The organism is Microbacterium ginsengisoli (assembly GCF_000956535.1).
GTDB classification, from domain to species: domain Bacteria; phylum Actinomycetota; class Actinomycetes; order Actinomycetales; family Microbacteriaceae; genus Microbacterium; species Microbacterium ginsengisoli.
Genome location: NZ_JYIY01000064.1, coordinates 1 through 17,203 on the forward strand (window position 1 = coordinate 1; position 17,203 = coordinate 17,203).

Genomic DNA, 17,203 nt, shown 5'->3' on the forward strand with positions numbered 1-17,203 from the left:
AGCGCCCCCACCTCACGCGCGGCGGGGACGCCGCGCCGCGGTGACCAACACCACGCCGACGCCGAGGAGCAGCGCGCCCGCGGGCAGCCAGCCCGAGGCCGCCGCGCCGGTCTGCGCGAGCTCGACCGTCAGCGGGCTCCAGCCGAGCACGGCGCCGCTCGCGTCGACCACCGCGATGCGGTGATCGCCGGCCGGCAAGCCCGCCGGGATGGTGAACGACACCGAGCCGTCCAGCGCGACCACACCCACGCCGAGGTAGGTGGGGGTCGAGAAGATCCAGCCGTGCACGATCTTGCCCGCGTGCGCCGGATCGACCGCAATCGTCACGACCGAGCCGGCGACGGCAGATCCGGGGGCGGTGGCGCCGCCACGGTTCGCGTCGATCAGATCGCCCTCACCCGGGGCCGCAGGCACCGAGGCATCCGGTCCGCTCGGCGCGAGGCCGCCGGCACCACCCGAGCCGTCACCGGGGGTCCCGCCGCCCGACCCACCACCCGAGCCGTCGCCCGGCGTCCCGCCGCCCGATCCGTCGCCGGGGTCCGTGCCTCCGGGCACCGCAGTGCAGTCGATCGACCCCTCGCGCAGCGCGTGATCGTCGGTGCCGTTGTCGTCGGCGTAGAAGACCGGCTTCGTACCGTCGACGCACAGGTCGGCGGTCGCGAACGCGAAGCCCTCGTTCGCGATCGAGTCGAGCATCCCGGCCGGGTTCGCGTAGCGCTCCACGACCTGGAACGAACCCGCGTGCGGGCCCGAGTCCGCGATCTGCAGCATCGCCGCCTCGCCGTTGCACGCGTCGTCACACAGCGCCCACAGCTGATCTGACGCGGCGTCGTAGGCGACCTCGGCGACGACCCCGAGTCCGGGATCGATCGTCGCCACGAGCTTCGAGACGCCGCCGGGCAGAAGCGCCACGGCGTAGACCTTCGCGGTGCCCTCGACGCCGACGAAGAACAGGCCATCGCCGTGCCCCGCATACGACGCCGGACTGTAGGCGGCGAGCGTGCTCTCGTCGATCAGGCCGCCCGCGACGAGCGCCGCATCCGGGATCCAGGCGATCCCCTCGAGACCCGAGTTGGCACCGAGGCCGACCGGGAGGAAGGCGCTCAGGTTCCACTCGTCGGACGCGTTGAGGCTCGCACCGGCGCCGGTCACGTCGTAGCGCAGCACCGACGGACGGCCGACGTTCTTGTTCGAGTTGTCGCGCTCGGATGCCACATAGACACCACCCGCGGACGAGCCGCCCGCGATCGTGACGCCCTCGGAGTCGATCGCGCCGGTGCCGTCCGCGTAGTGCAGCACCGTGCCCGAGGATGCCGAGCCCGGCGCCGGAGCCCAGTCGGTGCCGGTCCACTGCAGCCGGAAGAGCGTGCCGCCGCCGTTGTTCACAGCCCACAGGGTTCCGCGCTCTCCGGTGCCGGATGCCTCGTACACGAGACCGCTGAGATCCTTGCCGTCGGGGGCGAACACCGTCGCGGACGTGTCGACGATGCGCACGTCGCCGCTGCCGGGCCACGGGCTCACCGACACCTCGCCGATGCAGGAGTTCGCCTCGCCCTTCGTGGGCGCGGCCGACACGGCGAAGGCTCCTCGCGGATCGGGGCAGCGGGCGTAGGTCGTCGCGGCGTGCGCCGTCCACGAGTACGTGTCGACGAGGTCCCCCGCAGGCGAGAAGAGCCGCGCGCTGTCCGCGGACCCGAGCCCGAACGCCGACTCGACGTCGAACGCCGCGTAGCCGAGCGCGGGGATCGTAGTGCCGACCGGGATCGTGAAGACATGGCTGTCGTCGTTGTCCTTCAGCACATAGCCGGAGGCGTCGACATCCGTGTTCGACAGGTTGACCAGCTCGATCCAGTCGCCGGGCGTGCCGCCGCTCGACTCGATCTCGCTCAGGCGCAGCGGCTGGCAGTCGTTCGCGGAACCCTGCGTCGACGAGAGCGTGGTGACGAACGCGCCCGTGCCATCGGGGCAGCGGCCGTAGGTCGTCGCGGCGTGCGCCGACCAGGTGTAGGAGTCGATGACCGTCGCGCCGTCCGGCAGGAACAGCCGCGCCGAGTCGGCCGAGCCGAGCCCGAACCCGTTCGCGACGTCGGTCTGGAACCACGTGTAGGCGCCCGGCTGCAGCGTCTGCGCGGGCACGAGCAGCGTGTGGCTGTCGTCGTTGTCACGGAAGATCCACCCGGTCAGGTCGACCGCCGCCGAACCGGTGTTGTAGAGCTCGACCCAGTCGCCCGGTGTGCCCCCGTTGGACTCGACCTCGTTGATGCGGATGTCTGCGGCCCCCGCCGGCGGCGGGCACTGGTTGGGCGCCCCCTTGGTCGCGGCATCGGTGTCGACGAAGGCGCCGATGCCGTCGGGGCAGCGCCCGTACGTCTCGTCGGCATGCGCCGTCCAGGAGTAGGAGTCGATCAGCGTCGAGCCGTCGCCGAGGTACAGCCGCGCCGAGTCGGCCTTGCCGAGCCCGTACGCGGTCTCGACGTCGAACGCCGCAGCGCTGTGCGCGGCGATCGTGGTGCCCGCCGGGATCTCGAACCGATGGGTGTCGTCGTTGTCCTTCAGCACGAGCCCCGCGGCATCCACCGGCGCATCGCCCGTGTTGTAGAGCTCGATCCAGTCGCCGGGGATTCCGCCATTGGATTCGACCTCGTTGATGACGAGAGTCGGCAGGGGCTCGACGGCGACCGCGGCGGCGGGCACGGCGGCGAGACCGGCGAAGGTGAGGGTGGCAGCGCACAGCGCCGCGAGACGTCGCATCGGACGGAGCTCCAATCGGGCGGATGCGGCCGGCTCATCGGTCGCGCTGGGCATCTTCACAGCCACGGGGCAACGGTCGGTGAACAGCGGGCGAACGGATGCCGCGGCCCGTCGCCCTGCAGCACGCCGATCGCTCGCGCACAACCCCCGTGCCGCGGCATCCCGGCGCTCGTACACTACGGATGGGGGCACGGAGGCCGAAGGGGGATCCGATGGTGACTGGTCTGGCGCAGGCGCTCGTCGCGGCCGGAGCCGTCGACGCGCAGGAGATCGCGGCGGACGTCGACAGGTTCGGGGACGGCACGGCGCTCGGGCGTGAACTGATCTCGCGCGGCGTCGTCAGCGAACGCACCCTCGCCGAGAGCGTCGCCGCGAGCACGGGCACCCGTTTCCTCGACCTCGCCGCGGTGACGATCGACCCGGCCGTGCTCGCGCTCGTGCCGAGCTCGCTGTGCCGTCGGTTCCAGCTGCTGCCGATCGAACGCAGCGCACACCGCCTCACCGTCGGGATCGTCGATCCGACCGACCTCGTCGCCCTCGACGACGTCTCGACCGCCACCGGCCTCGTCGTCGACCCGGTCGTCGTGGCGCGCGATGCGCTGCAGACAGTGTTCGGCCGGTTCCTGCGCTCCGACGAGGAGCTCACCGAGCTCTCCACCGTCATCGAAGGTGCGAGCACGGCGGCGCGCACGTCGTTCACCCTCTCCCTCGACGAAGGGGATGACGCGACCCCGGTCGTGCGCTTCGTGAACCTGCTGATCGCGCAGGCGATCACCGACCGCGCGAGCGACATCCACATCGAGCCGGGGGAGGCCGACCTCACTGTGCGCTTCCGGATCGACGGGGTGCTGCACGAGGTGCAGCGCGCCGACCGCACCATCCAGGACGGCGTGCTCTCCCGGTTGAAGATCATGGCGCAGATCGACATCGCCGAGAAGCGCCGCCCGCAGGACGGACGCATCTCGGTCACGCTCGAGGGCCGCACCGTCGACCTGCGCCTCGCGACCCTGCCGACGGTGTGGGGCGAGAAGGTCGTCATGCGCATCCTCGACACCAGCGAGCGCCGCGTCTCGATGGCCGAACTGCTGATGTCTCCCGGCAACGACGCCCGGTTCCGCGAGGCGATCCGCCGGCCGCACGGCATGGTGCTCGTCACCGGACCGACCGGGTCGGGCAAATCCACGACCCTCTATACGGCGCTCAGCGAGATCGCGTCGCCCGAGGTCAACGTCGTCACGATCGAGGACCCGGTCGAGTACCGGCTCCCGGGCATCAGCCAGATGCAGGTGAACCCTCGCGCCGGTCTCGGGTTCTCGACCGCGCTGCGGTCGATCCTGCGCGCAGACCCCGACGTGCTGCTGGTCGGCGAGATCCGCGACCGGGAGACCGCCATCACCTCGATCGAAGCGGCGCTCACCGGCCACCTCGTGCTCTCGACGATGCACACCAACGACGCGCCGAGCGCACTGACCCGGCTCGTCGAGATCGGCGCGGAGCCCTACCTCGTCGGCACCGCCCTCACCGCCGTCGTCGCCCAGCGTCTCGCGCGCCGCCTGTGCGTCGAGTGCCGCGAGCGGGCCGACCTCGACGACGAGACGCTGCAGTCCGCGGGGTTCGAGCGCCCCGAGCACGGCGTCGACGCGTTCTACCGTCCGGTCGGATGCCGCGCCTGCTCGTACACCGGATACCGCGGCCGGGTGGCGCTGCACGAGGTGATGACCCTCTCCGAGGACCTCGAGCAGCAGGTCGTCGGACGCAGCCGCGGTCGGGAGCTGCGAGACATCGCCCTCGCCCAGGGCATGGTGCCGCTGCGCGACGACGGCTGGGCGAAGGTCGTCGCCGGGATCACGACGATCGACGAGGTGCTGCGCGTCACCGCGTGAGGCCGCGGCATCCGATCAGGGCTCGCGACCGCTCACGCGCCGGCGGAGTGGTTCAGCTGCGCGTAGAGGTTGAAGACGGGCAGGTAGAGCGAGATCACCATGCCGCCGATGACGACACCGAGGATCACGATCAGCACGGGCTCGATCACCGCGGTCAACTGCTCGGTGGCCGACGCGACCTCGGCCTCGTAGAACGTCGCGATGCTGTCGAGCATCTCGGTGAGCGTGCCCGACTCCTCGCCGACGGACACCATCTGCGACACCATCGGAGGGAAGACGCCCGCCGCCGCGAGCGGCGCCGCCAGCGACTTGCCCTGCCGCACCGACTCCTTGACCTTCTCGAGTGCCGCGACGATCTTCACGTTGTTGGCCGCCTCGCCGACCGTGTCGAGCGCCTGCATCAACGGCACCCCCGCCTGCAGCATCATCGACAGGTTCCGGGCGAAGCGGGCCACCGCGATCTTCGTGTTCAGGGAGCCGAAGATCGGCAGGCGCAGCTTCCACGGATCGACGACGGCACGCACCCTCGGGGTGTTGCGGGAGCGCGTCCACCACACCGCACCGCCGATGAGGACGACGGCGAGCAGCGGAAGGATCCACACCATGTTGTGCGAGATCGTGACGAGGATCTGCGTGGGCACGGGAAGCTGCCCGCCGAGGTTCGCGAACATCTTCTCGAAGACCGGAACGATGAACGTCACCATGCCCAGCACCGCGAGCAAGGCCACCACCAGCACGACGGCCGGGTAGGTCGTCGCCGCCCTCACCTTGTCGCGCAGCTCGGCCTCGGACTTGTAGAAACGCGCGATGGACGTGAGCGACTCGGCGAGGAATCCGCCCGCCTCCCCCACCCGCACGAGACTCACCATCAGCGGCGCGAACGCCTTCGGCTGCCGGCTGAAGGCGAGAGAGAGGGATGCCCCGGACTCCACGTCCGCGACGACGCCCACGAGCGCCGCGCGCAGCGCCTTGTCGTCGGTCTGCTCGGTGAGGATCTCGAGAGTGCGCAGCAGCGGCAGCCCCGCCTCCGTGAGCGCCGCCATCTGACGGGTCATGAGCGCCAGCGCCTTGACCTTCACGCGACCCGACCCCGTGAGCGAGACCTCCCGCCGGAGCCCGGTGCGCGCCAGGGAGCGCACCTCGAGCGGGATGAGGCCCTGCGCGTGGATCTTGCCGACCGCGGCGGCCTCGTTCGCGGCATCCATCGTGCCCTTGACGACCGCCTCGTCGCCGGGCGCGACCGCCCGGTAGGAGAACCGCTCCAGCACCGGCATGGCTCACACCCCCCAGTTCGCGGGTCGCGCGACTCCGCCGCGCGTCGCCCACACCTCGTCGTCGAGGTCGGCGGGCACAGCCCGCGTCTTCTCGAGCGAACGCTGATCGACCGCGAACTGCTGCGCCAGCGACTTCTCGATGCGGCCGTCCTTCACAAGCTCGCGCAGGCTCTGGTCGAGCGTGTGCATCCCGAACTCCGACCCCGACTGCAAGGCGGAGTAGAGCTGCTGGATCTGCCCTTCCCGGATGAGGTTCGCGACCGCCGGGGTCTGCACCATCACCTCGGTGGCGAGCACACGCCCACCGCGCAGCCCCGGCAGGAGCGTCTGGCTGAGCACCCCCTGAAGGGTGTCCCCGAGCTGCGCGCGCACCTGATCGCGGCGTTCGGCAGGGAACACGTCGACGATGCGGTTGATGCTCTTCGCGGCCCCCTGGGTGTGAAGGGTCGCCAGCACGAGGTGCCCGGTCTCGGCGGCGGACAGCGCAACGGCGATCGACTCCGCGTCGCGCAGCTCGCCCAGCAGGATCACATCGGGGTCCTGCCGCAGCACGCGCCGCAGCGCCTCGCCGAACGACGCGGTGTCGGACCCGACCTCGCGCTGGTGGACGAGCGAGTGCCGGCTGGAGTGCACGAACTCGATCGGGTCCTCGATCGTGATGATGTGCGCGGCGCGCTCCCGGTTGATGATGTCGACCATCGCCGTGAGGGTCGCCGACTTGCCCGAGCCGGTCGGCCCCGTGACCAGCACGAGTCCCCGCGGCTTGAGCGCCAGGTCGCGCGCGATCTCCGGCACGCCGAGCGCCTTCAGCGACCGCACCTCGTCGGGGATGAGTCGCAGCGCGGCCGCGACATCCCCCATCTGGCGGAAGACGTTCACCCGGAACCGACCGATCCCCGCAGCGGAGTAGGCGAGGTCGACCTCACCGGCTACGGCGAACTGCTTTCGCTGCTCGGCCGTCATGATGCCGGCGAGCGCACCCTCCACCCAATCGCCGGGAAGCTCCTGTCCGAACCCCTGCACCTCGGTGAGGTCACCGTCGATGCGGCAGACCGCCGGCAGACCCCCCGTCAGGTGAACATCGGATGCCCCGGCATCGGCGGCGCTCGCGAGGATCGCATCGAGCGTGGGAAGCGTGATCGTGGTGGTCATCTGCGGGTCCTCACTGTTCCGTCTCGGCGAACGCGAGCGCGCTGACGGTGACCGTGAGCGCGCCGCCCGTCGACGAGCCCGTGCCCGTCTCGGTGGCACTCGTGCCGACGATCGCCAGCAGACGCGGGCCGGCGCGCAGCGCGTCGAGGAACGACGCCGCCTGGGCGGCATCCTTCGCTGTCACCGTGATCGCGATCGGCACCTGCAGTCGACCGACCGGCGCCGCGGTGGTGCCCGTCGCCGGTGTCGTGGCGGATGAGCCGGCACTGCCCGCCGTAGCCGTGTTCGCCGCATCGGCGGCCGCGACCTCGCTCGTGCGGGGAGCGAAGGCCACCGCGGGCGACGGCGTGATCGACGTGATCGTGACGCCCGCTGCCGATGCGGCCGTGGTGACGAGGTCCACCAGCTGGTCGACCCCCGCCGCCGACGGGATCTGCGTACGCAGCTGCGCGACGGCCTGGGTGAGCTGGGTGGTGTCCTTCGCCTGAGCGGCGAGCGCGTCGACCCGTACCTGCAGCTGGTCGTTCGTGGCGGCCGCGGCATCGGCCTGGCCGTGCACTCCCGTCGCGCTGAGATAGATCGGCAGCGCGACGAGGAAGACGCCCGCGGCCACGAGGACCACCGCGATCAGCGCGCCGAGCGCGGAGATGAGCCCCCTCGACATGTTCCTCATTTCCCCTCCTGCGAGAACTGGCCGGAGTACACCGACTGGTCGAAGACGACGTCGATCGTCACGTCGTACGTGGGCGCTGCCTGCGTCCCCGCCGTCGTCGACGACGTGACGTCGCCCGCGTCCGCTGCGAGCACGCCGGACACGCCCCGCAGCGCGCGGGCGAGGGACGCGGCATCCGCGGGGTTCGCGACGCTGACCGTGAGCGAGCCGCCCAGTCCGCGCTGCGCGGTGGTGCCTGCCTGCGGTTGGGCGCCGGCCGTGAGACTGAATCCGGTGACGGATGCCCCGGGCGTCAGGTGTGCGGAGATCGTGTCGAACACGGCGCCCCAGCGGATGTCGTAGCCGAGGGCATCGGCGCGGAACTGGGTCAGCTCGGTGCGGGTCGCCACGGCGGTCGCGACCGACTGGTAGCTCTGCGTCTCGGCGACGAGCTGCTGCGTGCGGGCCTGCTCCGACGCGAGCCTCGCCGAGCCCACCACGCTGTAGGCCACGGCGGCGGCGATGATCAGCACGACGACGACCGCGGTGCCCACCAGCGCACCGATCCAGCGTCGCCCGAGCCGCACGCGGGCCCGGCGCTCGACCTCTGCGGGCGGCAGCAGGTTGACCCGGGCGGCACCGCCGAGCACGAGGGTGTCGACGGCCGCGCTCATCGCTCGCCTCCGATCGTGAGTCCGATGGTCGAGACGAAGTCCGCGGCCCGGCGGGGCTCGGGCGGTTCACCGGGGAAGACCGCGAGGCGATCGATCGGCACCCGGTCGATGCTCTGGTCGAGGGCGGCGGCGAGCGCGGGGAGCACCCCCGGGTGCAGCGACCCGGCACCGCTCACGAGGACGCGCTCGACCGGCGCCGCACCGCTGCGCGCCGCGTAGAACTGCAGCGTGCTGCGCACCCGCTGCACGAGGTCGGGCGTCTCGTCGGCGGGCGCCAGCACGGCGGTGCGTCCCGCGCGCAACTCGGCGCGGGTGGCTCCGTCGTCGACGGCGGCGCCGATCCACTCGTTCTCGATCACCACCGGGGCCGACGCCGGGATCTCCGCCGGGAGGGTGCGCACGAACCGCGGCACCCCGTCCTGCACGATGGTCACCGTCGTCGTGTGCTCGCCGATGTGCAGCAGCGCGACCGTCTCCCCGGGCGCCGCGACCGCCGGGGCGATCCGGGCGAGGGCGAACGCCGTGAGATCGACGGATGCCGCGACGATCCGCGAGCGCTCGAGCACCCGCAGCAGCTCATCGATCGGTTCGGCGATCGCCGCGACGACCAACCCGCGCACGAGTGAGTCGACGTGATCGATCGCGTAGAAGTCCAGCACGGCCTGGTCCACGGGCACCGGCAGCACATCCTGCACCTCGAACGGGAGCGACTGCATGATCGCGGTGCGCGAGGTGAGCGGCGTCGCATACTCGCGCACCAGGATGCGCCGACTCGTGAGACCCAGCACCACCTTCTTGTGCGAGATGCGGCTGCGCACCCAGAGCTGGTCGAGGGCGAGCGTGAGCGCTGCGGCGTCGATCACCTCGGAGTCCTCCGCCACCCCTTCGGGCAGCGGCACCTCCCCCCAGGCCACGACGCGCGGCGTCGCCCCCGGCGCCACCTCGACCGCGCGCACGTGCGACTGAGCGATCTCGAGCCCGACCACTGTCTGTGCGGTCATTCGTCCTCCCCCGTTCCGGCGCGCACCGACATGCGCGCACGTCCACCCCTGTGATTCATGACGTGTAGACCCCCAGATACATCCGGGTCAGCTGTGCGCCGACCACGATCCCCGTCCATGCGCCGAGGAGCATCCACGGCCCGAACGGGATGCGACTGGCCCGCGAACCCCGCCGGCTGAGCAGCAGCGCGACGCCGAAGATCCCGCCCCAGAGGAAGCCCGTGAACGCGCCGACGACGAGCGGCCCCCAGCCGAGCCAGGCCAGGTACCAGCCGAGCAGGCCCGCGAGCTTCACGTCGCCGCCTCCCATGCCGTCGGGCCGGATCAGCCACAGCAGCAGATAGAAGGTGTACAGCGCGGCCATGCCGATCGTCGCCCGCACGATGGGCCACAGGTCGTGGCCGACGAGGGTCGACAGCGCGAGCAGCACGATCGCGACGCCGTACGAGGGCAGCACGATCCCGTCGGGCAGTCGACGCACGTCGACATCGATGAGCGCGAGGGCGACAGTGATCGCGGCGAGATAGAGGAACGCCGCGAGCGCGAGCCACCACGAGGCATCGCCCGCCTGCGGGACGACGACGGCCACCGACGCGACCAGCGCGAATCCCAGGGCGGTCGCAGCCTCGACGAGCGGGTAGCGCGGCGAGATCGCCGAGCCGCAGTGCGCGCAGCGTCCGCGAAGTGCCACCCACGAGAGCACGGGGACGTTCTGCTGCCACCGGATCGGCACGTCGCACGTCGGGCACGCGCTCGCCCGCAGCAGTGAGACACCGGCGGGCACGCGGTAGACGACGACGTTCAGGAACGATCCCACGACGAGACCGAGCACGCCGGCGACGACGATCACGAACACCTGTGCGGCGACACTCATGGCGACACCTCCACCTGGGCGATCGCCTTCGCGGTCGTGAACGATCCGATCGGCGTGCCGGTCGCGGCATCCGTCGCCTTGCACCCGAACTGGATGTTCGGGTTCACGGTCATGGGGGCGCAGATGACCTGCTTGAGGGTGTTGCCGACGATCGTCCAGTTGGTCGTGGGCACGATGAACTGGCCCGTGATCGTGCTCGCGGCGTTGCCGAGCCCGAGCAGGCTCGCCGCGCACGGGCTGTAGACCATCAGCCGGAAGTTCGTCGACGTGGGGACGGCGCTGAGCAGGTTCGTCACGGCGCCCCGCCCGGCGCAGTCGGGCACGCCGTTCGCGATGTTGTCGACCTGCACCAGGAAGAGCTGGCGCGGGTTCGCGGCGGTCGCCGTCGTGGATCCCTGGATCGCCAACGTGTTGATGGTGTTGGTCACCAGCAGCACGGTGTCCTGCGGCACGTTCGTGATCGACAGCAGGAACGAGGGCGAGAACGCGCACGCCGTCGCGTTGATGACGATGGGCGCGGTCGCCGCCGAGATGGCCGAGTTGATCGACGACGCCGAGCAGGAGTCCCCGGTGAAGGTCGCGTATGCCGTCCACGCGCTGCCGGTGTACCTGCTCCAGTTGGTCGACGCGTTGAGGTCTACCCAGGCCGACTGCGCCAGCAGCTGCGCCTGGCTGGGCGAGAACGCCGGCTGCGGCGTCGAGGACGAGTTCGGCACCTGCGAGGTGGGGCCGAGGGTGCCGCACGGGATGATCAGGCAAAGCACCCCGAGGGACGTGTTCACCGTGACGGTGCCGGTGGCCTGCGCCTTCCCGCCCACCTTCCACGCCTTGATCGAGATCGTGCCGCGCGCGGTGACGTCGCCGCCCACGGTGCCGGCGTACGTGCCGAGCAGGGACAGGTTGATGGCGGTGTCGAGGGTGACGTTGCCGCCCGAGTGGATGCCGCCGCCCACCGACAGCCCGAGCGGCAGTCCCGGGAGGGAGAGGGTCGTCAACGGCACGAGACTCACGTTGCCGAGGGCGGTGATGTCTCCCGTGATGATCGAGACCGCGCTCACCGAGCCGACCGTGACCGTGCTGTTCACGACCGACAGACTCGCGGTGACGGTGCCGCTCGCGTAGACGCTGCCCTGGATGATGCAGCCCGCCCCGATGGTGACGTTGCCGGCCAGGACGTAGACGTTGCCGGAGATCGTGGTCGCGTTGCACGCGAAGTCGCCGGAGCGCACCACCAGGTCACCGCCGGTGAAGTTGCTCAGCAGCGGGGAGAACCCGTTGTTGATGTAGCCGAGGGAGTCGGTCTTCACTGTGCTGCCCGCCCACGGGTAGACAGCATCGACGGCCGTGGTGGCGCCCGACGGCGAGGTGCCGACGGCGTGCACGAGGACGAAGGTGCTGGTGATCGTGGGGCAGGCGGCCGCGCCGAGCGCGGTGCTGCGGGAGGGCTGCACGGTGCTGGTGGTCGAGAACACCGAGTACGAGTACGTGTAGGTGCCCGCGGTGCCCGAGTAGGTGCCGGTGCCGGTCGTGCTGCAGCCGGCCGTGCCGGCGGATGCCGCGGCCAGCATCGCGACCGCCGCGTCGCGGCCCGACTCGGCCGCCGTGAAGGCCTGCAGGCTCGAGGCGCTGCGCTGATTCTGCGTGATCGCGAAGATGCTGACTCCGGCGATCGTGACGGCGACGACGAAACCGACCAGCATCACCACGACGACGGCGACGAGCGAGGCGCCGTCGTCTCCGAGGCGGGCGCGCGGGGCGCGGGCAGAACGAGGGATCACCAGCACGGGTTCACCCCCGCGGAGGCGGGCACGGTCGAGGTGCGCACGGTTTCGGTGCCGGTGAAGGCCACGGGCGCACCCGCGGTCGTGACGCGGAAGCTGTAGCTGACGGCCGTCGAGGTGGCCGTGAAGTACGCGGTGGAGCCGATCTGCGCCGCGCCGGTCTGCCACACCGGCCAGGTGGATGCCGCGGGCAGCACCGCCGAGCCCGCCGTCGCGGTCATGCGCAGCGCACCGGAGCCGTCGACGGTGTACCCCTGGCACACCGCCGCGCCGCCGAGACCGGTCCACACCGAGAGCGTGGAACCGCTGCCGGTGACCCGGAACGCGTAGGCGTTGCGCATAGCCTTCTCGATCCCTTCGGCGAACACGGTTCCGCGGGTGGTGGCCTGGCCGACCGTGGTGGCGTTCGCCTGGGCGGTCCAGGTGTTCACCAGAACACCGGCGAGGCCTCCGACCACGAGCAGTGTGAGGGCGGAGTACAGGATGAGTTCGACGAGGGTCATCCCCTCGTCGCCACGTGCCGCCCCGACGCGCATCAGCCGGTGACGTAGACGAGCGCCGTGGAGCTCGTGAGCGTCGACGTACCGCTGGTCGCGGTGACCGAGACGTGCGCGAGAGTCGGACACGTTGCTCCTGTCAGGTTGTCGATCGTTCCCGTGACGGTCAGCGAGCGTCCTCGACCGTCCGAGAACGTCTGCGCCTGCAGCGCCTGGGCGAGGCCCGCACAGGTGGTCTGCTGACGGGCGGAGTCGATCATCTGGCTGACCTCACGGGTGGAGGTCGCCACCGACGACTGGGTGGCGGTCGCCTGCAAGCCCATCACGAGGGCCGGCAGGATCGCGATCGCGACGAGCCCGAGCAGGACGACGGCGACGACCACCTCGACGAGGCTGAAGCCGCCGTCGTCCTGGCTGCGGGTCATGGCGACCTCAGCAGGTCGGTCCGGACTGTTGCGCAGCAGCGCCGGACAACGGTCCACCCGATGTCGCCGTCGCGGTCACACAGTAGACGGTGAGGCTCGCACCCGTCGCCGGCACGAGAGCGAGGGTCGCGCCGTCGGGGTTCATCTGCGCGAGCGCCGCGGCCGGGTCGCTTCCGTTGGCGATCGCCGTCGCCACGGTCGTCGCGCCGTTGGCGGCGACGGTCTTGAGCGAGTTGACCTTCGCCGTGTCCTGGATATTCAGGAACACCGGAATCGCGATCGCGACCAGGATGCCGAGGATCGCGACGACCACGATCAGCTCGATGAGGGAGAACCCCTCGTCTTCGCCCTGCTCTCCGGAGCGCCGCCGCTTTGCCGCGGCGACGTAGTGGTTCAGTGTTGCGTGCATTTCTTGCTCCCCAATTCGTTTGACGCATGTTCCGCGCACGGTTGATGCCCAAACTCCCCTCATCAACCGTCATTGGCGGATAGGAGATCGATCCGCGGATGCGGATCCCCCACACACATGTTCTGCGCGGGAACGGACTTTTCCCAAGGCCTTGCGGAAGCCTGAAGGTGCCGCTAGATTCGTGCGTTTGCGCATGACACTCGGTCTCATCCGAGGGGATACCGGGAACGACGGAGCCCCGCTCGCCGACAGGCGAGCGGGGCTCCGTGGGTGGGTCGGGGCATCCGCCCCGGACGTCACTTGGTGATCAGCGCGGCGAAGTCGCTCGGGCTCGACGGGATCGAGTTGTTCGAGATGACCGAGCCGTTGATGGCGATCGTCGGGGTGCCGATGCCGGTCGACCCGGGCTGCGTCGGCGTCTTCTTCGTGATGTAGCCCACGTACTGCGTGTAGGTGTTGCCGGCGATGCACGAAGCGGAGTTCGTCGCCCCCGCCTGCTGTGCGTAGGCGGCGATCTCATCGTTGCTCAGGCCCGCGCCCGACGACTCGGACGGCTGGTTCTGGTACATCGTCTGCATGAACGTGTAGAGCTTGTCGTAGTCGTTGATCGCGACGCAGTACATCGCGCTGGCGGCGCGGGTCGAGTACTGCTGGTTGGATGCGGCGGCGCTGGCCGTCACCCGGTCGAGGATCGAGATCGGGTGGATGTTGAGGGTGATCGTGTTCGCGGTCACGAGCGACTGGATCTCCGAGCCGTACGTCGACTCGAAGGACTGGCAGATCGGGCACTGCAGGTCGATCCACGTGTCGAGGGTCTTCGAGCCGGTGCCGACGGAGATCGCGCCCGTGTCGGTGTTGATGTGGGCGGCGGTGGGCAGGGTTCCGGGGCTGCTCTTGTCGGCGTTCATCCACACCACAGCACCGGCCACGGCGCCGATCACGACGACGACAGCCACCGTCACCCAGATCGCGAACCAGTTCGTTTTTCGAGCAATAGCGGCCATCACGTCAGTCGTATCCGTTCTCTTGTGGTCGCAGAGGACTTCTCTGGTGCGGCGACGCGTCCGTCAGGGAATCGGGACCGGGGTGACTCCGAAAGGGGCAAGCCCGGCGGCGCCGCCGTCGGGTGCGGTGAGCACCCACAGACCATAATCATGGACGGCCACGCTGTGTTCCCAGTGTGAGCCGTCTGATCCGTCGATCGTGGTCACCGTCCAGTCGTCGTCCTCGACGTAGGTGGCCTCTCTCCCGGCGACCACCATCGGCTCGATGGCGAGCACGAGACCCGGTTCGACAGCCGGGCCGGCATCGGGCGTGCGGTAGTTGAACAGGCTCGGCGACTCGTGCATCTTGCGTCCGATCCCGTGGCCGACGTACTCGCGCAGGATGCCGTAGCCGTGACCTGCCCCGACGATGTGATCTTCGATCGCGCCGCTCACATCGCGGAGCGTCTGCGCGGACGCGAGTGCCGCGATGCCCGCCCACATCGAGCCCTCGGTCACCCGTGACAGCTCGGTGCGCGATGCCACGAGGTCGGGGCGCGCCTCATCGGGCACGACGATCGTGATCGCCGAGTCGCCGTTCCAGCCCCGGAACTCCGCGCCCGCGTCGATCGAGACGATGTCGCCCGGCTCGAGCACGCGCTCCCCCGGGATGCCGTGCACGACCTGGTCGTTCACCGAGATGCAGGTCGTATGACGGTAGCCGCGCACCAGCTGGAAGTTCGATCGCGCGCCACGGCCCGTGATGACAGCGGATGCCGCGGCATCCAGCTCTGCCGTCGTGACGCCGGGGCGTACGAGCTCCCGCGCCGCCTGCAGCGCCGCCGCCGTGATCAGGCCGGGCTCGACCATCGACCTCAGCTGGGCCGGGGTCTTGTAGATCGAACGGCGCAGCACGCTCAGCCCTGGGGAGTGAGCCCGCGAGCCACCAGCGCGGTCACGATGCGCTCGGTGATCTCGTCGAGCGTTCCCACACCGTCGATCGAGACCACGAGGCCCCGCTCGCCGTAGACACCGAGAATTGGCGCGGTCTCGTTCTCGTAGATCGACAGCCGGTGCGCGATCACCTCGGCGGTGTCGTCGGTGCGACCCTGCTCCGCGGCGCGCGTGATGAGCCGGTCGATGCTCTCCTGGCGGGGCACGCTCAGCTCGATGACGGCGTCGAGCTGCTCGTCGCGCGACTCGAGGAACGCGTCAAGGTCGTTCACCTGACCGAGATTGCGCGGGTAGCCGTCGAGGAGGAAGCCGGGCGCGGCGTCGTCCTGCGCGAGACGCTCGCGCACGACGGCGCTCGTGACCTCATCGGGAACCAGGTTCCCCGCCTCGATGATCGCCTTGACCTCGACACCGAGCGGCGTCTGGTCGCGGATGGCGGCGCGGAACGTGTCGCCCGTGGAGATCGCCGGCACGCCGAACGCCTCCGCGATGCGCACGCCCTGCGTGCCCTTGCCCGACCCCTGCGGGCCGACGATCAGGAGGCGTGCGGTCATCGCAGGAGCCCTTCGTAGTGACGCTGCTGCAGCTGGGCGTCGATCTGCTTCACCGTCTCCAGCCCCACGCCGACCATGATCAGGATCGAGGTGCCGCCGAACGGGAAGTTCTGATTCGCGCTGACCGTCGCCAGGGCTATGAGGGGGATGAGCGCGACGAGACCCAGATAGATCGAGCCGGGCAGGGTGATGCGCGTGAGCACGTAGTCGAGGTACTCGGCCGTCGGACGCCCGGCACGGATGCCGGGGATGAAGCCGCCGTACTGCTTCATGTTGTCGGCGACGTCCTCGGGGTTGAAGGTGATCGCGACGTAGAAGTACGTGAACCCGACGATGAGCAGGAAGTAGAGCGCCCAGTAGAGCGGGTGGTCGCCCTTCGTCAGATAGTTCTGGATCCACAGCACCCAGTCGGGCGGCGTCGTGCCCGCCGCGCCCTGGTTGAACTGGGCGATGAGCGCGGGGATGTACAGCAGCGACGAGGCGAAGATCACCGGCACGACGCCGGCCATGTTGACCTTGATCGGGATGTAGGTGTTCGTGCCGCCGTACGTGCGGCGACCGACCATGCGCTTGGCGTACTGCACCGGGATGCGACGCTGCGACTGTTCGACGAACACCACCAACCCGATGATGATGATGCCCACGAGCAGCACCAGCAGGAACACCTCGAAGCCGCGGGTCTGCCAGATCGACCACATCGCCGCGGGGAAGGTCGCCGCGATCGAGGTGAAGATCAGCAGGGACATGCCGTTGCCGATGCCCTTCTCGGTGACGAGCTCGGCGAACCACATGATGAGACCGGTGCCGGCGGTCATCGTGAGGATCATGAGCGCCTGCGCCCACCAGGCGTCGTTCGTGAGCAGCTGGTTGCACGCCGCGACGCCGGTCGTTCCGAACAGCTGGCCCGAGCGGGCGACGGTCACGAGCGTCGTGGACTGCAGCAGCGCGAGCGCGATCGTCAGGTAGCGCGTGTACTGCGTCAGACGCGCCTGGCCCGACTGGCCCTCCTTGTAGAGGGTCTCGAAGTGCGGGATGACCACGCGCAGCAGCTGCACGATGATCGTGGCCGTGATGTACGGCATGACACCCAGCGCGAAGATCGACAGCTGCAGCAGCGCGCCACCCGAGAACAGGTTGACGAGCGAGAGCAGACCCTGGGTGCCCGAGGCATCCGCGAGACACGACTGCACGTTCGAGAAGTCGACGAACGGCGAGGGGATGTGCGCACCCAGGCGGTAGACGACGATGATCCCCAGGGTGAACGCGATCTTGCGACGCAGGTCGGGCGTGCGCAGAACGCGCGCGATAGCGCTGAACACGTGGATGTCCTCCAGAACGG

16 protein-coding genes are annotated in these 17,203 nt (G+C 70.0%); 1 reads left to right on the plus strand and 15 read right to left on the minus strand.

The annotated features are described in order from the left end of the window. Positions 1-12: 12 nt before the first annotated feature. The gene (locus tag RR49_RS15355) at positions 13-2,817 is read right to left on the minus strand and encodes a lamin tail domain-containing protein (RefSeq protein ID WP_211255137.1); all 2,805 of its coding nucleotides are present in this window, start codon (positions 2,815-2,817) and stop codon (positions 13-15) included. A 146-nt stretch (positions 2,818-2,963) separates the two neighbouring features. Between RR49_RS15355 and RR49_RS03995 the strand changes: the two genes are divergently transcribed. Continuing rightward, positions 2,964-4,634: a GspE/PulE family protein gene (locus tag RR49_RS03995; protein WP_045246781.1), complete on the plus strand. Its 1,671-nt coding sequence runs from the start codon at positions 2,964-2,966 to the stop codon at positions 4,632-4,634. 32 nt (positions 4,635-4,666) lie between these two features. Here RR49_RS03995 and RR49_RS04000 read toward each other — a convergent pair whose 3' ends face one another. The 14 genes from RR49_RS04000 to secY all read right to left on the minus strand — a co-directional run bounded on the left by RR49_RS04000 (position 4,667) and on the right by secY (position 17,183). Continuing rightward, positions 4,667-5,908 (minus strand): type II secretion system F family protein, encoded by a 1,242-nt coding sequence (locus tag RR49_RS04000; RefSeq protein WP_048809274.1) that lies wholly within the window; start codon positions 5,906-5,908, stop codon positions 4,667-4,669. 3 nt (positions 5,909-5,911) lie between these two features. Continuing rightward, positions 5,912-7,060 carry a type IV pilus twitching motility protein PilT gene (locus RR49_RS04005; protein ID WP_048809275.1) on the minus strand — a complete coding sequence of 383 codons (1,149 nt, stop codon included), beginning with the start codon at positions 7,058-7,060 and terminating at the stop codon, positions 5,912-5,914. A 10-nt stretch (positions 7,061-7,070) separates the two neighbouring features. After that, the gene (gene pilO, locus RR49_RS04010; RefSeq protein WP_045246782.1) at positions 7,071-7,724 is read right to left on the minus strand and encodes a type 4a pilus biogenesis protein PilO; all 654 of its coding nucleotides are present in this window, start codon (positions 7,722-7,724) and stop codon (positions 7,071-7,073) included. Between the two features lie 5 nt (positions 7,725-7,729). Continuing rightward, the gene (locus RR49_RS04015) at positions 7,730-8,386 is read right to left on the minus strand and encodes a PilN family protein (protein ID WP_045246783.1); all 657 of its coding nucleotides are present in this window, start codon (positions 8,384-8,386) and stop codon (positions 7,730-7,732) included. Next, a complete protein-coding gene (pilM, locus tag RR49_RS04020) occupies positions 8,383-9,387 on the minus strand; it encodes a type IV pilus biogenesis protein PilM (protein WP_048809277.1) in 1,005 nt (334 codons plus the stop codon). Before pilM ends, RR49_RS04015 begins: the two co-directional genes overlap by 4 nt. A 55-nt stretch (positions 9,388-9,442) precedes the next feature. Continuing rightward, positions 9,443-10,261, minus strand: coding sequence for a prepilin peptidase (locus tag RR49_RS04025; protein ID WP_045246785.1), 819 nt, complete (start codon positions 10,259-10,261; stop codon positions 9,443-9,445). Next, a complete protein-coding gene (locus tag RR49_RS04030; RefSeq protein WP_157013150.1) occupies positions 10,258-12,039 on the minus strand; it encodes a bactofilin family protein in 1,782 nt (593 codons plus the stop codon). The genes RR49_RS04025 and RR49_RS04030 overlap by 4 nt, the downstream gene beginning before the upstream one ends. Continuing rightward, a complete protein-coding gene (locus tag RR49_RS04035; RefSeq protein WP_157013151.1) occupies positions 12,036-12,545 on the minus strand; it encodes a hypothetical protein in 510 nt (169 codons plus the stop codon). The genes RR49_RS04030 and RR49_RS04035 overlap by 4 nt, the downstream gene beginning before the upstream one ends. Positions 12,546-12,577: 32 nt before the next feature. Continuing rightward, on the minus strand, positions 12,578-12,964 hold the full coding sequence (locus tag RR49_RS04040) for a prepilin-type N-terminal cleavage/methylation domain-containing protein (protein ID WP_045246788.1): 387 nt from the start codon (positions 12,962-12,964) through the stop codon (positions 12,578-12,580). 7 nt (positions 12,965-12,971) lie between these two features. Beyond that, entirely contained in the window at positions 12,972-13,373 is a 402-nt protein-coding gene (locus tag RR49_RS15090; protein WP_048809278.1) for a type IV pilin protein, read from the minus strand. Positions 13,374-13,669: 296 nt separating this feature from the next. After that, a complete protein-coding gene (locus RR49_RS04050; RefSeq protein ID WP_045246789.1) occupies positions 13,670-14,377 on the minus strand; it encodes a DsbA family protein in 708 nt (235 codons plus the stop codon). 63 nt (positions 14,378-14,440) lie between these two features. Beyond that, on the minus strand, positions 14,441-15,226 hold the full coding sequence (gene map / locus RR49_RS04055) for a type I methionyl aminopeptidase (protein WP_045246830.1): 786 nt from the start codon (positions 15,224-15,226) through the stop codon (positions 14,441-14,443). A gap of 47 nt (positions 15,227-15,273) precedes the next feature. Then, entirely contained in the window at positions 15,274-15,864 is a 591-nt protein-coding gene (locus RR49_RS04060) for an adenylate kinase (protein ID WP_045246790.1), read from the minus strand. Then, positions 15,861-17,183: a preprotein translocase subunit SecY gene (gene secY, locus RR49_RS04065; RefSeq protein WP_045246791.1), complete on the minus strand. Its 1,323-nt coding sequence runs from the start codon at positions 17,181-17,183 to the stop codon at positions 15,861-15,863. Before secY ends, RR49_RS04060 begins: the two co-directional genes overlap by 4 nt. Between the last annotated feature and the right edge of the window lie 20 nt (positions 17,184-17,203).

What these genes read in the sequence shown, in the direction of transcription:
- RR49_RS03995 (WP_045246781.1), top strand. Translation starts at nt 2,964, where the DNA reads ATGGTGACTGGTCTGGCGCAGGCGCTCGTCGCGGCCGGAGCCGTCGAC.
- RR49_RS04000 (WP_048809274.1), bottom strand. Translation starts at nt 5,908, where the DNA reads ATGCCGGTGCTGGAGCGGTTCTCCTACCGGGCGGTCGCGCCCGGCGAC.
- RR49_RS04005 (WP_048809275.1), bottom strand. Translation starts at nt 7,060, where the DNA reads ATGACCACCACGATCACGCTTCCCACGCTCGATGCGATCCTCGCGAGC.
- pilO (WP_045246782.1), bottom strand. Translation starts at nt 7,724, where the DNA reads ATGTCGAGGGGGCTCATCTCCGCGCTCGGCGCGCTGATCGCGGTGGTC.
- RR49_RS04015 (WP_045246783.1), bottom strand. Translation starts at nt 8,386, where the DNA reads ATGAGCGCGGCCGTCGACACCCTCGTGCTCGGCGGTGCCGCCCGGGTC.
- pilM (WP_048809277.1), bottom strand. Translation starts at nt 9,387, where the DNA reads ATGACCGCACAGACAGTGGTCGGGCTCGAGATCGCTCAGTCGCACGTG.
- RR49_RS04025 (WP_045246785.1), bottom strand. Translation starts at nt 10,261, where the DNA reads ATGAGTGTCGCCGCACAGGTGTTCGTGATCGTCGTCGCCGGCGTGCTC.
- RR49_RS04035 (WP_157013151.1), bottom strand. Translation starts at nt 12,545, where the DNA reads ATGACCCTCGTCGAACTCATCCTGTACTCCGCCCTCACACTGCTCGTG.
- RR49_RS04040 (WP_045246788.1), bottom strand. Translation starts at nt 12,964, where the DNA reads ATGACCCGCAGCCAGGACGACGGCGGCTTCAGCCTCGTCGAGGTGGTC.
- RR49_RS15090 (WP_048809278.1), bottom strand. Translation starts at nt 13,373, where the DNA reads ATGCACGCAACACTGAACCACTACGTCGCCGCGGCAAAGCGGCGGCGC.
- RR49_RS04050 (WP_045246789.1), bottom strand. Translation starts at nt 14,377, where the DNA reads ATGGCCGCTATTGCTCGAAAAACGAACTGGTTCGCGATCTGGGTGACG.
- map (WP_045246830.1), bottom strand. Translation starts at nt 15,226, where the DNA reads ATGGTCGAGCCCGGCCTGATCACGGCGGCGGCGCTGCAGGCGGCGCGG.
- RR49_RS04060 (WP_045246790.1), bottom strand. Translation starts at nt 15,864, where the DNA reads ATGACCGCACGCCTCCTGATCGTCGGCCCGCAGGGGTCGGGCAAGGGC.